The organism is Flavobacterium stagni, from assembly GCF_004122105.1.
Classification (GTDB): domain Bacteria; phylum Bacteroidota; class Bacteroidia; order Flavobacteriales; family Flavobacteriaceae; genus Flavobacterium; species Flavobacterium stagni.
In genome coordinates this window covers 159,545-176,270 of sequence record NZ_SBKN01000003.1, presented here as the reverse complement: position 1 = coordinate 176,270, position 16,726 = coordinate 159,545, and the positions used below count along the sequence as shown (strand labels likewise).

General features: G+C 39.9%; 18 protein-coding genes. 9 read left to right on the top strand and 9 right to left on the bottom strand.

What is annotated here, in order from left to right; genetic code table 11:
• Window positions 1-22 precede the first annotated feature (22 nt).
• The 6 genes from EQG61_RS06855 to EQG61_RS06830 all read left to right on the top strand — a co-directional run bounded on the left by EQG61_RS06855 (window position 23) and on the right by EQG61_RS06830 (window position 5,047).
• Complete coding sequence (locus EQG61_RS06855; RefSeq protein ID WP_129461175.1) at window positions 23-295, top strand: hypothetical protein; 273 nt, start codon at window positions 23-25, stop codon at window positions 293-295.
• Window positions 295-777 carry a Spy/CpxP family protein refolding chaperone gene (locus tag EQG61_RS06850; protein WP_129461174.1) on the top strand — a complete coding sequence of 161 codons (483 nt, stop codon included), beginning with the start codon at window positions 295-297 and terminating at the stop codon, window positions 775-777. The genes EQG61_RS06855 and EQG61_RS06850 overlap by 1 nt, the downstream gene beginning before the upstream one ends.
• Window positions 767-1,441, top strand: coding sequence for an MbnP family protein (locus EQG61_RS06845; protein ID WP_129461173.1), 675 nt, complete (start codon window positions 767-769; stop codon window positions 1,439-1,441). The genes EQG61_RS06850 and EQG61_RS06845 overlap by 11 nt, the downstream gene beginning before the upstream one ends.
• Entirely contained in the window at window positions 1,438-2,451 is a 1,014-nt protein-coding gene (locus EQG61_RS06840; protein WP_129461172.1) for a cytochrome-c peroxidase, read from the top strand. The genes EQG61_RS06845 and EQG61_RS06840 overlap by 4 nt, the downstream gene beginning before the upstream one ends.
• Before the next feature lie 62 nt (window positions 2,452-2,513).
• Window positions 2,514-3,848: a YHYH protein gene (locus tag EQG61_RS06835; protein WP_129461171.1), complete on the top strand. Its 1,335-nt coding sequence runs from the start codon at window positions 2,514-2,516 to the stop codon at window positions 3,846-3,848.
• Window positions 3,849-3,868: 20 nt separating this feature from the next.
• A complete protein-coding gene (locus EQG61_RS06830) occupies window positions 3,869-5,047 on the top strand; it encodes a cytochrome-c peroxidase (protein WP_129461170.1) in 1,179 nt (392 codons plus the stop codon).
• Window positions 5,048-5,121: 74 nt separating this feature from the next.
• Here the strand turns inward: EQG61_RS06830 and sucD are convergent, their stop codons facing one another.
• The 8 genes from sucD to EQG61_RS06790 form a co-directional block, all read right to left on the bottom strand.
• Window positions 5,122-5,994, bottom strand: coding sequence for a succinate--CoA ligase subunit alpha (gene sucD, locus EQG61_RS06825; RefSeq protein ID WP_129461169.1), 873 nt, complete (start codon window positions 5,992-5,994; stop codon window positions 5,122-5,124).
• A 111-nt stretch (window positions 5,995-6,105) separates the two neighbouring features.
• Window positions 6,106-6,465: a nuclear transport factor 2 family protein gene (locus tag EQG61_RS06820; protein WP_129461168.1), complete on the bottom strand. Its 360-nt coding sequence runs from the start codon at window positions 6,463-6,465 to the stop codon at window positions 6,106-6,108.
• Window positions 6,465-7,397, bottom strand: coding sequence for a UDP-3-O-(3-hydroxymyristoyl)glucosamine N-acyltransferase (locus tag EQG61_RS06815; RefSeq protein WP_129461167.1), 933 nt, complete (start codon window positions 7,395-7,397; stop codon window positions 6,465-6,467). Before EQG61_RS06815 ends, EQG61_RS06820 begins: the two co-directional genes overlap by 1 nt.
• A gap of 3 nt (window positions 7,398-7,400) precedes the next feature.
• The gene (gene efp, locus EQG61_RS06810) at window positions 7,401-7,967 is read right to left on the bottom strand and encodes an elongation factor P (protein ID WP_129461166.1); all 567 of its coding nucleotides are present in this window, start codon (window positions 7,965-7,967) and stop codon (window positions 7,401-7,403) included.
• Window positions 7,968-7,987: 20 nt separating this feature from the next.
• Entirely contained in the window at window positions 7,988-8,773 is a 786-nt protein-coding gene (lpxA, locus tag EQG61_RS06805; protein WP_129461165.1) for an acyl-ACP--UDP-N-acetylglucosamine O-acyltransferase, read from the bottom strand.
• 2 nt (window positions 8,774-8,775) lie between these two features.
• Window positions 8,776-10,164 carry a bifunctional UDP-3-O-[3-hydroxymyristoyl] N-acetylglucosamine deacetylase/3-hydroxyacyl-ACP dehydratase gene (locus EQG61_RS06800; protein ID WP_129461164.1) on the bottom strand — a complete coding sequence of 463 codons (1,389 nt, stop codon included), beginning with the start codon at window positions 10,162-10,164 and terminating at the stop codon, window positions 8,776-8,778.
• Between the two features lie 23 nt (window positions 10,165-10,187).
• Complete coding sequence (gene lpxD, locus EQG61_RS06795) at window positions 10,188-11,204, bottom strand: UDP-3-O-(3-hydroxymyristoyl)glucosamine N-acyltransferase (RefSeq protein WP_129461163.1); 1,017 nt, start codon at window positions 11,202-11,204, stop codon at window positions 10,188-10,190.
• A 35-nt stretch (window positions 11,205-11,239) separates the two neighbouring features.
• Window positions 11,240-12,472, bottom strand: coding sequence for an HD domain-containing protein (locus EQG61_RS06790; protein WP_129461162.1), 1,233 nt, complete (start codon window positions 12,470-12,472; stop codon window positions 11,240-11,242).
• A gap of 106 nt (window positions 12,473-12,578) precedes the next feature.
• On the opposite strand from EQG61_RS06790, the gene EQG61_RS06785 reads away from it, so the two are divergent.
• Window positions 12,579-13,004, top strand: a complete 426-nt coding sequence (locus EQG61_RS06785; protein WP_129461161.1) for an SRPBCC family protein — start codon at window positions 12,579-12,581, stop codon at window positions 13,002-13,004.
• Between the two features lie 133 nt (window positions 13,005-13,137).
• Here EQG61_RS06785 and EQG61_RS06780 read toward each other — a convergent pair whose 3' ends face one another.
• Entirely contained in the window at window positions 13,138-15,114 is a 1,977-nt protein-coding gene (locus tag EQG61_RS06780) for an alpha-ketoacid dehydrogenase subunit alpha/beta (protein WP_129461160.1), read from the bottom strand.
• A 183-nt stretch (window positions 15,115-15,297) separates the two neighbouring features.
• Here EQG61_RS06780 and EQG61_RS06775 point away from each other — a divergent pair, with 183 nt between their 5' ends.
• Both EQG61_RS06775 and EQG61_RS06770 read left to right on the top strand, forming a co-directional pair.
• A complete protein-coding gene (locus EQG61_RS06775; RefSeq protein ID WP_129461159.1) occupies window positions 15,298-16,251 on the top strand; it encodes an isopenicillin N synthase family dioxygenase in 954 nt (317 codons plus the stop codon).
• A gap of 114 nt (window positions 16,252-16,365) precedes the next feature.
• The gene (locus tag EQG61_RS06770) at window positions 16,366-16,698 is read left to right on the top strand and encodes a translation initiation factor (RefSeq protein ID WP_129461158.1); all 333 of its coding nucleotides are present in this window, start codon (window positions 16,366-16,368) and stop codon (window positions 16,696-16,698) included.
• Window positions 16,699-16,726: the final 28 nt, after the last annotated feature.

Sequence of the window (16,726 nt, the reverse complement as noted above, 5' to 3'; positions counted from 1 at the left end):
AATGACTTTCGTCTAAATGAGTATGGAAACAAATTTTACATCAGAACCTTGGGAACAATCCTTAGCGCAGGTGCGTAAAGTGAATCCGAGCCCCGAACTATTTAAACGAATTCAAAATGCCATTCCTACGCATGAAAAAGTATCGAATCTTACTGTATGGTTGGTTGCTGCTTCTCTTATTGCTCTTGTTGCAGTTAACTTTTTAATACTACAACACAAATCAGCAACAGCAACTGAAACGAAGTTGAAGCTTGTTGAAAGCAATTTAAATCAATCGAATCAATTGTATTACTAATGGAAAAATCAAAATTATTAACCCTTGCGGTGGTTACATTATTGGTTATAAATATTGGAACACTTGTCTTTTTGTTTTTGGGTAAACCACACCCCGGACCTGGAATGGGTCCTGAAGGAATGGGTCGACCAAAACCCAAAGAAATCATCATCGAGCAATTGGGTTTGGATGCACCGCAAATCAAAGTTTATGAAGGATTGATTCAGGAGCACCGACAAAGTGTGGATAGTTTGGACCGTATCATTCGGGAATCCAAAGATGCTTTGTATCAAAATTTAGCCAATGATTCAGGTGATGCTGTTGATACGGCCTTGATTGCTAAGATTAATGCGGCTCAAAAACAAATTGAATTGACCCATTACCAGCATTTTTTAGCCCTAAAAAAACTATGCAAGCCTGAACAAAAAGAAAAATTTGAAGCGTTAACAGAGGAATTACACCGCCTTTTCGGAAGACCACCCCACCCTCGTCATGAACCTTAGTTGGCTTTTAATTCTTTGTTTGTTTTCACAATTCAATTGGGGTCAGTCTGCACAAGACGGATTATCTATTCAATTATTATTTGAAAACCAACCTTTAGAAAAAGAAAAACAATACATAACGCAAAGCGGAGACACACTCACTTTTGACAAAGTAAAATTTTACATTTCAAATGTAGAATATATTGATACGAAAGGCAATTCAACTACAATTCACGAATACCCCCAATTGATCGATTGGGACAAACCCGAATCGTTGAAATTAGATTTTAATTCGGTTGCTGTTAAAGAGGGTTGGCTCCAATTCACTTTGGGTGTACCTTTAGAATACAATACGAATGGCGCATTTGATGGTGATCTCGACCCCGTTTTGGGCATGTATTGGGCGTGGCAAAGTGGTTATATTTTCATTAAAATGGAAGGCCATTCGCCGAGTGCACCCACTTTAAAACATAAATTTCAATTCCATTTAGGCGGATATGCAGGAGCAATGAATGCCCTAACCCAAGTAAAACTCCCGATTCATGAGCAATCCAAATCTCTTACAGTCGATTTAGCTCCATTTTTTAATGCCATACAATTACAGACAACACCTACGATTATGGTTCCGGGTAGTCAAGCGGTAACATTATCGCAAACCTTCAATTCTTGTTTTCGTATACCATGAAAAGTTTACTACTCCTTCTTTTTAGTTTCTTACTTATTGGTTTAAGTGCATTTCGGTATTCTGAAGAAAACGAGTATTTTACTATTCCCAAAGGTTGGCCAAAACCACATTATAATTTTAAAGGAAATCCACTGACACAAGCAGGTATTCAATTGGGGAGACAATTGTTTTACGACCCTATTTTATCGCGTGATTCCTCCATTTCTTGCGCCAGTTGTCATTTACAAGCAACGGGGTTTGCACATGTCGATCATGAACTTAGCCATGGAATTGATAACCGAATAGGAACACGAAATGCCATGGCATTAATCAATTTAGCGTGGAATGAATCATTTATGTGGGACGGTGGCATTAATCATTTGGATGTTCAAAGTTTGGCACCAATCACACATCCGGCAGAAATGGATGCCGATTTGGAAGTAATTGTAAAAAGACTACAACAAAGTGAAAAGTATTCCAATTTGTTCCAAAAAGCCTTTCCCGGAAAGCCTATCACGAGTCCGCTCTTATTCAAAGCCTTAAGTCAGTTCATGGTGACTTTGGTGAGTGCCAATTCCAAATACGACCAACAAAAAAGAGGCGAATACCAATTCACGGCAAGTGAATCCAAGGGCTATCAATTATTTCAACAACATTGTGGAAGTTGCCATCGCGAACCGTTGTTTAGTAGTTCAACCTATGAAAATAATGGCTTATCCGTAGACCCTGATTTAAAAGATATAGGCCGCATGAAAATCACACAAGATCCCAAAGACTCTTTGCGTTTTCGAGTTCCCACTTTACGCAATATTCAATTTACATTTCCCTATATGCATGATGGACGTTTTCAAAATTTAAACCAAGTGATACGTCATTATAATTCAGGAATTGTACCTCATAAAACATTGTCCAAGCCTTTAGAAAAACCGATGCGTCTCTCAGATAATGACCGTGTGGATTTGGAATCTTTTTTACGAACACTATCTGATCCTTCATTTTTATACAATACAAACTATAGCTATCCAAAATAAATTCCATTTCCTGCAAGAATCGAACATATAAGTTCGTCTAAGCATTTAACTAAACCAAACTTATGAAGAAACTACTCTTTATTTTATTCGGAGGATGCTTTTTACAAGCGCAAACCAATCCAGCTATTACAAAATGGTTGCAAAACACAACCAATATCATGGGAAGGCATTATGTTTCGGGTAATTCCACTCCGATAAACGACAATGTATTGGCTAATGTGCAAACTGTACAATATTCGGCTAATTCGGTATATGTCACTACACATGGTATTCCAGCCTATATAACCGGTCCGTTTTTGGACGGCAATCCTTCCTTGGCAACTGATCAAAATGCCATATACAAATTACCTTTGAATCCGGTACAAAATACGGGAACCCCAACAGCGACAACGGGAGGCAACATCGGAATATTTATCAATGGAATTTCGTTGTTTGATTATCGTGATGGTGTAGCTTGGAACAATTCGACACAAGCCTTGTGTGGCGGACCCGGTAATCCGCCTTGTCCAGGTGGACCCAATGCCACACAAGCTTGGAACCGTGACGCCATTCCGGCAGAAAAAGGCGGTTTTGATTGCAACAAAGCACATCCTGCGATGGGTAATTACCACCATCACCAAAATCCGAGTGCGTTCAACTTGGACTTGCAAGTGATTTCAACCATTTGTGCTACTTATCCCGCAGACGGTTTATATGTTATCAATACAAATGTACATTCACCGCTTATTGGTTTTGCTTACGACGGCTTCCCTATTTACGGTGCTTATGCCTATACCAATACGGATGGAACGGGTGGCATTTCACGAATGAAATCAAGTTATCAGTTAAAGAATCAAACCACACGAACCAATGGACCTGCGGTTAATGCAACGTATTTTAATGGATATTTTAGAGAAGATTACGAATACATTGCCCATCCCAATGACCCTTCATATTTGGATGAACACAACGGTCGTTTTTGCATTACCCCCGAATATCCTAACGGAATTTACTGCTATTTTGCTACGGTTGATACCAATCACAATTCGGCTTATCCGTATGTTGTGGGTCCGACCTTCTATGGTGTGAAGTCCGGTGTCAAAGTGACGTCTATTACAGAAACTACTACAACGTACACAGCGCCTTTAGCAGCAAGTGAATTTTCATTAGAAAAAATGCATCTTGTGGTTGCGCCCAATCCGGCTCAAGATTTTATTGCCATACAAACCACAATCACCGACCGTGATTTTGATGTTGTGCTTGTCGATGCATTGGGAAAAATCGTAAAACGCACCCAATTACTTCAAGGGAGTACGCTGGCAATTATGGAAACCGACGGACTTTACAACGGCGTATATTTTGTGAAAGTGGGTTCGGGGAATTTGGCAAAAACATTTAAAGTTATCATCAAGAAATAAATTCTTGTAAAATTGAACGTATGAGAAAACTACTTTATATTGTATTATCGAGTGTACTTTTGACTTCTTGTCACAAGAACGAAGACTATGTTGCGGTAGATCCTTTTGCTGCAGTGAAATCAACTTTTGGTTCCAATCTCGACATGAACAACTTGGCCAATTATGCCAACCAACCCGTTCCAGCTTATATTACTAAATTCAATGGAGCCAACAACCCTATCACGGATAAAGGCGCTACATTAGGCCGAGTTTTATTTTATGATAAAAAACTATCTTCCAACAATGCCATTTCGTGTGCCAGTTGTCATATTCAAGCCCATGCTTTTAGTGACACCAATGTGGCGAGTTTAGGCGTAAACGGTTCGACAGAACGCCATGCCATGCGATTGGTCAACTCGCGTTTTTCTATAGAATCTAAATTTTTCTGGGATGAACGTGCGGCCTCTTTAGAAGCACAAACTACCATGCCAATTCGCAATCATGGGGAAATGGGTTACAGTGGCACCAATGGGGATGAAGATTTTTCAGCTTTACTCACCAAATTAAATGCCGTTGATTATTACAAAGAATTGTTTCAGTATGTCTACGGTTCATCAGAAGTAACGGAAGCTAAAATTCAGAATGCATTAGCGCAATTTATTCGAAGTATTCAATCGTTTGATTCTAAATACGACACTGGAAGAGCTTTGGCAGGAAGTGATAACGGACCTTTTTCTAATTTTACTGCACAAGAAAATCAAGGTAAAAATTTATTCTTGACTCCTCCTGTTTTTGATGCAACTGGAAACCGAACAGGTGGAGGATTGGGTTGTGTGGGTTGTCATGGTGCACCTGAATTTGACATCAATCCGATTAGTGGAAACAATGGAATCATTGGTAAAATTTCAGGAACTGGAATTGACGTGACGGTCACCCGCGCTCCCACCCTTCGCGATTTGGTAAAACCCGACGGAACGACCAACGGTCCGATGATGCATACCGGAGTGATTACTTCATTGCAAGCCGCGATTGGTCATTATGGAACAATTAATATTGCACCGGGCAACACCAATTTAGATCCAAAACTAACACCTAACGGTTTTGGACAACAATTGCATTTGAATGCACAAGAAGTTAATGCAATGATTGCCTTTTTGAAAACACTCAGCGGCAACAATGTATATACCGATGTGAAATGGTCCAATCCATTTCCCAATTAATTGGAATAGCAAACTAAACTATAATAAAAAAGTCCCAAGATTACTTGGGACTTTTTTTATTGATGAATTAAGGATTAACCTAATACTTCTTTTACTTTTTTACCGATTTCAGCAGGAGAATCAACAACGTGGATACCACACTCTCTCATGATCGCTTTCTTAGCTGCTGCAGTATCATCAGAACCACCAACGATAGCACCTGCGTGACCCATAGTACGTCCTTTTGGAGCTGTTTCACCAGCGATGAAACCAACAACTGGTTTGCGATTTCCGTCTGCTTTGATCCAACGAGCCGCGTCACCTTCTAATTGACCACCGATTTCACCAATCATGATGATACATTCAGTTTCTGGGTCGTTCATCAACAATTCAACTGCTTCTTTGGTAGTTGTTCCAATGATTGGGTCACCACCAATACCGATAGCTGTTGTAATACCGAAACCTTGACGCACAACTTGATCAGCCGCTTCATAGGTTAAAGTACCCGATTTTGAAACGATACCTACTTTTCCTTTTTTGAAAACGAAACCAGGCATGATACCTACTTTGGCTTCTTCTGGTGTAATTACACCTGGACAGTTAGGTCCGATTAAACGACAATCTCTATTTTTGATATAATCGTAGGCTTTCATCATATCGGCTACAGGAATACCTTCAGTAATGGCAATGATTACTTTGATACCTGCATCAGCCGCTTCCATAATTGCATCTGCAGCAAAAGCGGGTGGAACAAAAATGATAGAAGTATCAGCACCGGCTTGGTCTACAGCATCTTTTACGGTATTGAAAACAGGACGGTCTAAGTGAGAAGTTCCTCCTTTTCCTGGAGTTACACCACCAACAACATTCGTTCCGTACTCAATCATTTGAGAAGCGTGGAAAGTTCCTTCGCTTCCTGTAAAACCTTGTACAATTATTTTTGAATTTTTATTTACTAAAACACTCATGACAGCTATTTATAAGTTTGTTAAAAGGTGTGACAAAAATAGGAAATTGAAATTAGTAAATCCATTTCATTTCGAACTATTTTTTACCAATTTGCTAAGTTTCTATACATTTTAAAATTGACTCATCTGATACCCGCGGTACAGTTTATTGTCTTTGACTTCCCAAATGACAAAAAAGTTGGCCAATAACATTTCTTCTCTTGGATTTTCAATGGTTTTTACAAAATGGGAATACCGAACAGATACCATATTTCCATCTTGCAAAATATGACTAATTCGAATTTTAGAACGTACATACGCCCGACTCAATTCATCCGTCAAATTTAAGACATCTTCAAAATCCAATTCGACAAATCCTTTGGTGCTATTCCATTCGATTTTTAATTCGGGATGCAAAAACTCTTTTACTTCGTCACGGCGCAGCAATACATCCGATTTATAAAAGTCCAAGACTAAATCTTTCGCCTGCATTATTCTTTATTTTTGTTTAGCAATTCGGGAATGCGTTTGACATTCGCCAGTTGTTTTAATTTTTCTCGGGATTCTTCGACTGGTGTGCCAAAATAACTTTTTCCACCTTCAATCGATTTGGTCACTCCGGTTTGGCCAAGAACTACGGCTTTTGCTCCAATAGTTATCCCGCTTGTCGTACCCACTTGCCCCCACAAGGTTACTTCATCTTCAATCACTACACAGCCAGCAATACCGGTTTGGGAAGCAATTAAACATTTTTTACCTATGATCGTATCGTGACCAACATGCACCTGATTGTCAATTTTTGTCCCTGCGCCAATGGTTGTATCCCCAGTAACGCCGCGATCGATGGTACACAGCGCTCCAATTCCGACATTGTCTTCAATGATTACGCGACCTCCAGACAAGAGTTGATCAAATCCTTCGGGACGTTTTTTGTAATAAAAAGCATCGGCGCCTAATACCGTACCCGCGTGAATAATCACGTTATCACCAATGATAGTGTGATCATAAATAGCCACATTAGCGTGAATCTGGCAATTTTTACCAATTTTCACTTGATTTCCAATAAAGCAATTGGGTTGAATTACTGTACCTTCTCCTATTTCCGCTGAAATTGATACCGATGCTTGTGCAGCAACAAAAGGGCGAAAATGACGTGTCAATTTATTGAAATCTCGAAAAGGATCATCCGAAACAAGTAACGCTTTTCCATCCGGACATGCCACTTCTTTATTAATAAGAACAATAGTCGCGGCAGATTGTAAGGCTTTGTCGTAATATTTGGGATGGTCAACAAATACGATATCGCCAGGAGTAACCACATGGATTTCATTCATCCCTTCAACAGGAAAATCATCGGAACCTACATAAGAGGTACCGATGATTTCTGCGATTTCTTTCAGCGTATGGGTGTACGGAAACTTCATGAATTATTCTTTTACCCTTTCTATATAGGCTCCCGTAGCTGTGTCAATTTTAATTTTATCTCCTTCATTAATAAACAAAGGCACATTCACGTTAGCTCCAGTTTCCACAGTTGCAGGCTTGGTAGCATTCGTAGCCGTATTCCCTTTAACACCTGGTTCAGCATACGTCACCTCTAAAATAATAGAAGCGGGCATATCCACTGACAAAGGCATATCGGTTTCTGTGTTGATTTGCACCATTACATTCGTTCCTTCTTTCAACAATTGAGGAGCATCCAATACATCTTTGTTTAAAGTAATTTGCTCATAGGTTTCTGTATTCATAAAATGAAAATCATTGCCTTCATTGTATAAATATTGAAAGGTGTGTGTTTCTACACGAACTACATCAATTTTATGTCCAGCAGAAAACGTATTATCCAATACTTTTCCATTGGTTAATGATTTTAATTTCGTACGAACAAATGCAGGTCCTTTTCCTGGTTTAACGTGTAAGAATTCTACGATTTTATAGATATCGTGATTAAATTTAATACAAAGTCCGTTTCTAATGTCTGCAGTAGATGCCATTGTTTTATTGATTTATTTTTTTAATAAGTTCCTGTATATCCTTTCATAATACCTCGTGAAGAGTTTCGGATAAAATCCAAAATTTCATCGCGCTCTGGAGAAGCAGCCATTTCGGCTTCAATGATACCAACGGCTTGCGAAGTATTGTAATTTTTTTGGTATAAAATACGGTAGATGTCTTGAATCTCACGAATCTTCTCTGTTGAAAATCCGCGACGTCGTAATCCTACCGAGTTGATGCCCACATAAGAAAGTGGTTCTTTTGCGGCTTTGGTATAGGGCGGTACATCTTTACGAACTAAGGATCCTCCTGAAATCATAGCGTGTTCGCCAATATGAATGAATTGGTGAATCGCCGCTAAACCTCCAATGATGGCAAAATTACCCACCACCACGTGACCCGCCAACGCAACACCATTCACAATAATCACATTATCACCTATATGGCAATCGTGTGCAACGTGCGCCGTAGCCATAATCAAACAGTTGCTTCCTATTTTCGTCTGACCCGAAGCGATGGTTCCGCGATTGATGGTTACGAATTCGCGCACCGTAGTATTGTCGCCAATAATGGCCAAAGAATCTTCTCCACCAAACTTTAAATCTTGCGGAACGGCGGCGATAACAGCACCTGGAAAAATGTTACAATTTTTACCAATTCGTGCCCCTTCCATGATGGTCACATTGGAGCCAATCCAAGTTCCCTCCCCGATTTCTACATTATTATGTATGGTTGTAAAGGGTTCGATTACCACATTTTTGGCAATCTTCGCACCCGGATGTACGTAAGCTAACGGTTGATTCATACTTATTGGTTTTTAGCGATTTGTGCCATTAATTCTGCTTCTGCTACTAATCGCCCGTTGGCATAGGCATTGGCTTGCATGTGGCAAATTCCGCGACGAATCGGAGAAATCAAATCACATTTAAAAATTAATGTATCTCCAGGCAACACTTTGTGCTTGAATTTTACATTGTCGATTTTCATAAAATAGGTCAGGTAATTTTCAGGATCGGGCACCGAACTCAAAATTAAAATTCCACCCGTTTGGGCCATGGCTTCCACGATTAAAACCCCAGGCATAACTGGAGCTCCCGGAAAGTGACCCACGAAAAAGTCTTCATTCATGGTCACATTTTTCAATCCAACCACGTGGGAATCCGACATTTCAATAATGCGATCCACCAATAGGAACGGCGGACGATGCGGCAACATTTTCATGATTTTCGTCACATCCATCAACGGCTCTTTGTTCAAGTCGTAGGTAGGCACATGATTGCGTTGCTCTATTTTGATAATCTTGGACATTTTTTTAGCAAACTGCGTGTTTACAAAATGTCCGGGTTTGTTGGCAATGACTTTTCCTTTGATGCGGCAACCGATTAAAGCCAAATCACCAATCACGTCCAATAATTTATGGCGTGCTGCTTCATTGGGATAATGCAAGGTCAAATTATCCAAAATACCGTTGGGTTTCACAGAAATATTGTCTTTCCCAAACGCTTTTTTCAAATTTACCATGGTTTTTTCAGAAATCTCTTTGTCCACATAAACGATGGCATTATTGAGATCGCCTCCTTTAATCAAACCGTGGTCCAAAAGGGTTTCTAATTCGTGTAAAAATGAGAACGTACGGGCATCTGCGATTTCTGTTTTGAATTCGCTCATGTGCTTCAAGGTAGCATTTTGTGTACCTAATACTTTAGTACCAAAATCCACCATAGTTGTCACCTGATACTCATCTGATGGCATCACAATAATTTCACTTCCCGTATTTTCATCTACATAAGAAATGACTTCTTTCACTACATAATAGTAGCGTTCTGCCTCTTGCTCAACAATTCCAGCCTTTTCAATGGCTTCCACAAAATATTTCGAAGAACCATCCATGATGGGTGGTTCCGATTCGTTCAATTCAATAATCACGTTATCCAAATCGCAACCAATACACGCCGCTAAAACGTGTTCTGAGGTTTGGATTTTCACGCCTAATTTTTCCAAATTGGTGCCTCGTTGTGTATTCACCACATAATTGGCATCCGCTTCAATAACAGGACAACCTTCTAAATCAACACGTACAAAGGTAAATCCATTGTTTACCGGTGCCGGTTTTAAAGTCATTGTCACTTCTTTACCAGTATGTAAACCCACACCGGTTAGGGTAATTTCAGATTGAATGGTTTTTTGTTTAACCATGGTTAGTTTATTTTCAGTTTAGCTTATTGTTTCTTTTTTAGTTCGTTCAAGTCGGCCACAATTTTGGGCAAATTACGGAAATGAACATAGGATTTGTTCCAATCGCCGTAGTTGAAGGCCGGACTACCTTGAATGGTCTCGCCATCAGCAATGCTTTTACCAATACCGGATTGGGCTTGAATGCGTACGTTGTTACCAATAGTGATGTGACCTACAATCCCTACTTGCCCACCAATCATGCAGTTTTTACCGATCTTGGTCGAACCCGCAATTCCAGATTGAGAAGCGATGACTGTATTTTCACCAATTTCAACATTGTGTGCAATTTGGATTTGATTGTCCAGTTTTACGCCTTTGCGAATGATGGTCGAACCCAACGTAGCACGGTCAATCGTAGTACACGCGCCTACTTCAACATTATCTTCTAAAATAACATTACCAATTTGTGGAATTTTACTGTAGGTTCCATCTTCAGAAGGTGCAAATCCGAAACCATCGGAACCGATAATTACACCCGAGTGTATGGTGCAATTGTTTCCAATTTCTGATTCGGAATAGATGCGAACACCTGCGAATAAAACGCAATTGTCACCAATTGTTACGTTGTCGCCAATGAACGAATTGGGGTATATTTTCACATTGTTTCCAATGGTAACGTTTTTACCGATATAAGAAAAACTGCCCAAATACAAATGTTCGCCATACGTCACATTTTCAGAAATCACCGAGGGTTGCTCGATACCTGATTTCATCAATTTGACTTGATTGTAGTATTCTAAAAGTTTTGAAAAGGACTTGTACGCATCTTCCACCTTAATTAGAGTGGTTGTGATGGGTTGTTCCGGCTCAAACGTTTGATTGACAATGGTGATGGAGGCTTGAGTGGTGTAGATGTAGTTTTGGTATTTTGGATTGGCTAAAAACGAAAGCGAACCTTCCGTTCCTTCTTCGATTTTGGCTAATTTATAGACTTCAACCTGTGGATTTCCCACGACTTCTCCGCCTAAAATACCTGCTATTTGTTCCGCTGTAAATTTCATTCCGACAAAAATATAAAATTTAATAGAATAAGCCGTTACCCAAGTAATACTTTTGGATAACAGAGGAAATACTTGGTGACGGCTTTGGACATGGCTTTCACTTGGGATTGCTCCGAAGTTTCTTCCAAGACTTCCACCGTGCGGTCTTTTTTCAAAATACGAATGGGCACACTTTCTTTGCTGTACGCGATATTTTTCAATTTCCCTTTAAACACAAAATAATCCGCTTCTTTATCAGTAATGGGATATTTTTGAAGCAACTGAGCTTTCAACTGTTGCAATTGCTCGGATTGGGGTTTTCCTTCTGTCATTTCAATTTTAAGCAAATCCCGATTGATAATCATCTTACACAAACTGGATAACACAAAGTCTTCTGCAAACTGCCAGGATTTAATAGCGCCCATTACATCGTAATCATCCAATAATGCAAACTTTTCCAAAGTAGCCGCATCAAAAGATTCCTGTGCAATTTTATGTTGCAAAAAAAACTGTAAGGGTTCGCTACACGGTAAAACAACTCCTTTTTGGGTTAATTCTTTGGCGCGTTTTAGTATTTTGGTTAAAATTAACTCGGCAACCACCGAAGTTTTGTGCAAATACGCCTGCCAATACATGAGGCGGCGCGCCATCAAGAATTTTTCTACCGAATAAATCGCTTTGTCTTCTATCACCAAATTATCATCGGCCACATTCATCATTTGAATCAACCGATCGCTGTTGATGTTTCCTTCGGCTACGCCACTGTAAAAACTATCGCGTTTTAAATAATCCATGCGATCCATATCCAATTGACTTGAAATCAATTGCAACATGAACTTACGGTGGTATTCTCCTTTGAAAATTTGAATCGCCAGACTTAATTTACCCTCAAATTGAAGGTTTAAGGCGTCCATAAAACGCAAGGAAATTTCCTCATGGTGAATATCTTCCACAATGCTGTGTTCCATGGCATGTGAAAAGGGTCCGTGACCGATATCGTGTAGCAAAATGGCAATATACAAAGCGGTTTCTTCTTCGTCTGAAATTTCGACACCTTTGTATTTAAGCGTTTCCACGGCTTTTTGCATAATGTGCATACAGCCCAACGCATGATGAAAACGGGTATGATGCGCACCGGGATAGACCAAATAGGACAAACCCATTTGCGAGATACGGCGTAAACGTTGAAAATACGGGTGTTGGATAAGATCAAAAACCAGGGAATTAGGAATCGAAATGAAACCGTAAATCGGATCGTTGAATATTTTGAGTTTATTGGTCGAATTCACAAAAACAGAATTAGAGCACAAATATAGGTGAAAAGCGAAAAAGCACAATATCAATTGGTTTTGTACTAAAAATTTGATTAATTTTAAAGGATAAATTCGCAACGAAATGGCTTCCACAATTCGTGTTTCAGAAATCTACCCCGTCCCTCCTGCTGAAGTTTGGCAAGCACTTACGGATGTTCATTGCATGAAATTTTGGTATTTCAATCTAAAAGAGTTTCGAGCTGAACCCGGATTTACTTTCGAATTTTACGGTGGGAAAGATGAAAATATGCAGTATTTACACCGTTGTACTGTACTTGAAGTGATTCCGAACAAACTACTTACTTACAGTTGGTTGTATGTGGGATTCAAAGGGATTTCTGAGGTCAGTTTTGAATTGACTGCAACAGCACAAGGTACGTTATTACAACTCACACACAGCGGCATTTCATCGTTTGAACAAGAAAATAAAGATTTCGATTGCAGTGAATTTCAAGCAGGCTGGAATTATATTTTACGCATCAGTTTAAAACAATATTTGACCGCATAAAAAAACCTAACTACTCGAGGCAGTTAGGTTCACTATTCTTGAATTTTTGCACGATTTAGCCCTGATGGAAGCGGCATCCTCACGGAGTTTACGGAGTGAGATACAGCGGACAGCAGGAAATAGCTCCAAAAAATTAATAGGCAATCAATTCCTTTAATGCCGTTTCAAAGCGTGCTTTAGGTAAGTATTGATCTTCCAAAGTTTTCATAAACGGAATGGCGGTTTCAAGACTTCCAACCCGTTGCACAGGCGCATCCAAATACTCGAAAGCTTGCTCCATAATCAAGGCCGAAATATCGCTCGCAATTCCGCCAAACAAGGTGTCTTCTTGTAAAATTATCGCGCGGTTGGTTTTCTTCACCGAGTTCAAAATGGCTTCGGTGTCGAGCGGCTGTAGCGAACGTAAATCGATCAAGTCGGCACTAATTTCAGGATGTTTATCCAACAACTCGATGACCCAATGCACACCGGCGCCAAAGGTAATGATGGTTACTTGCGAACCTTCACGCAATAACGATGCTTTCCCAAAAGGTAAGGTAAAATAGTCTTTCGGTACATCTTGGTAAATACTGCGATACAACAATTTATGTTCGAAATACAATACCGGATTTGGATCATTGATGGCCGTATTCAACAATCCTTTGGCATCGTAGGGAAATGCGGGATAAAGCACTTTTAAACCTGGTGTTTTGGTAAACCAGGCCTCATTGGTTTGCGAGTGGAAAGGTCCGGCCTGCGTTCCGCCGCCACAGGGCATGCGCACCACTACATCCGATTTTTCACCCCAGCGGTAATGTTGTTTGGCCAAAAGATTCACGATGGGATTGAATCCAGTGGACACGAAATCGGCAAACTGCATTTCGACCACTGCTTTAAATCCGTTGATGGACAAACCGTTGGCAGCTGAAACGACAGCGCTTTCACAGATGGGCGTATTGCGTACGCGGTCTTTACCGAATTGCGCGACAAATCCGTCTGTGATTTTAAAAGCTCCACCGTATTCGGCAATGTCTTGACCCATGATTACCAAATTAGGATGACGTTCCATGGATTCGCGTAAGGCGCCTGAAATGGCGTCAATTACCCGTATATTTTCTTTTTCGGTAGACGGACTTACTTCTTGATAATCAAAAGATTCGTACATGTCACCTAATTCTTCTTCTAAATTGGCTACAAAGTCCGGTTCGGCCTGCGTAATGGCCCAATGGCTATCGATTTCTTGTTTGATAGCTGCGCGGAAAGCTTCGTCTTGTTCATCGGTGAGAACACCTTCTTGTTTTAAAAAGGATTGATAGTTGGCAATCGGATCTTTAATCGCCCACATATCCATTAGTTCTTGGGGCACATATTTGGTACCACTCGCCTCTTCGTGACCGCGCATGCGGAAGGTTTTGAATTCCAATAAAACGGGACGTGGATTTTCTGCTAATGATGCTTTCAATTCGGCAATCTTGGTGTATACCTCCAAGATATTATTCCCGTCGAGTATATGACTTTCCATACCGTAACCGATGCCTTTGTCGGCTAGGTTTTCACAACGGTATTGTTCGTTGGTAGGTGTAGACAAACCGTAGCCGTTGTTTTCAATAACGAAAAGTACGGGTAAGTCCCAAACGGCTGCAATATTTAAGGCTTCGTGAAAATCGCCCTCAGAAGTGGCGCCTTCTCCGGTAAATACGGCGGTTACTTTCCCGTTTTTCTTTAATTTATTGGCTAAAGCGATTCCGTCGGCTACGCCCATTTGCGGACCTAAATGCGAAATCATTCCGATGATTTTGTATTCTTGCGTTCCAAAGTGGAAACTGCGATCACGGCCTTTGGTGAATCCTGATTTCTTTCCTTGCCATTGCGAGAACAACTTGTGTAACGGAATATCGCGACCGGTGAAAACGCCCAAATTACGGTGCATCGGAAGAATGTATTCGTCTTTGTCTAATGCTGCGGTGATTCCAACTGAGATCGCTTCTTGTCCGATGCCAGAGAACCATTTGGATACTTTTCCTTGACGCAATAAAATGAGCATTTTTTCCTCAATTAATCGCGGTTTTAATAATCTTTTATATAAATCCAATAAGACTTCATTGGATAAATCGTGACGATTAAAATTCATGTGTTCAGTTTGTGGTTTGTGGTGCCAAAAGTAGTAAATTCTATCTACTTACACTTTTAAAAAAGGCAAAGATTAAAATTGGTTAATGTTGATAACTTTTAGCTTGAAATCCTTTAAAAGTCTTACATTTGTAGTTGCGCTTTGATTTCACAGCGTTTAAGTTATTAACAAAAAATGTTTAGTATGCAACAAATTCCAAGTGTTGACTTACGTGATTTCCTGTCGGATGATCCGGCACGTAAACAAAAATTTGTAAATGAAATCGGCAAAGCCTACGAAGAAATCGGCTTCGTAGCATTAAAAGGTCATTTTCTTGATGATCAATTGGTGGGAGAATTGTATGACGAAGTGCGTAACTTCTTCAATCTTCCATTGGAAACCAAAGCAAAATATGAGATTCCAGGCATTGGAGGACAACGCGGTTATGTTTCTTTTGGAAAAGAACACGCCAAAGGTCGTTCGGCAGGTGACTTAAAAGAATTTTGGCATTTTGGCCAATACGTGAGCGAAGGCTCCAAATGGGAAGGCGAATATCCCGATAACGTGACGGTTGATGAATTACCAAAGTTCAATGCCGTTGGAAAGCAAGCTTACCAAATGTTGGAAAAAACGGGTGTGTATGTATTACGCGCTTTGGCTTTACACATTGGTTTGGACGAGTTTTATTTTGACAATTACATCAAAGACGGGAACAGCATTTTACGTCCGATCCACTACCCGCCTATTACGGACGAACCGAAAGACGGTGCTGTTCGTGCGGCTGCTCATGGTGACATCAACTTGATTACACTATTAATGGGTGCGCAAGGAAAAGGATTGCAAGTGCAAAACCACGAAGGCCAATGGATTGATGCCATAGCCCAAGACGATGAATTGATGATTAATGTTGGCGATATGTTGTCCAGACATACCAACAATAAATTAAAATCAACCATTCACCAAGTGGTTAATCCGCCGCGTGAATTATGGGGAACTTCGCGTTTCTCGATTCCTTTTTTCATGCATCCAGTAAGTGATATGAAATTGGATTGTTTACCGCAATGTATTGATGAAAACAATCCTAAATTGTATGAAGACATCACGGCGGGTGATTTCTTAAACGAACGTTTGGTGGAATTAGGATTGATTAAAAAATAAGGAAATATAATTTCCCAAACTGAAATTCCAAATTCCAATGCATTGTTGGGATTTGGAATTTGGTTTTTTACACCTTGATTATTCGGAAATACAAAACCTAAAAAAGAGACTCCCATGAGTAACTTAGAAGAACAACTAAAGAAACTATTCCCTGATCATATTCCAACGGAACCCGAACCCGAAGTTCCGCAAGAACACGAATTGTTTGTTCAAAAAGAACCGATGATTTGTAAATATGAAAAGCGTAAAGGAAAACCCACTACCATCATTGAAGGGTATGAAGGCGAAGACGAAGATTTTAAAATCTTAGCCAAAGAAATCAAAACCAAATTGAGTGTGGGAGGCAGTTTTAAAGACGGCGCAATAATCATTCAAGGCGACTACCGCGATAAAATCATGAATTTGTTAAAAGACAAAGGTTTTAAAGTGAAGCGCGTGGGAGGTTAAGAAAATTAGAAATTATAAATTATGAATT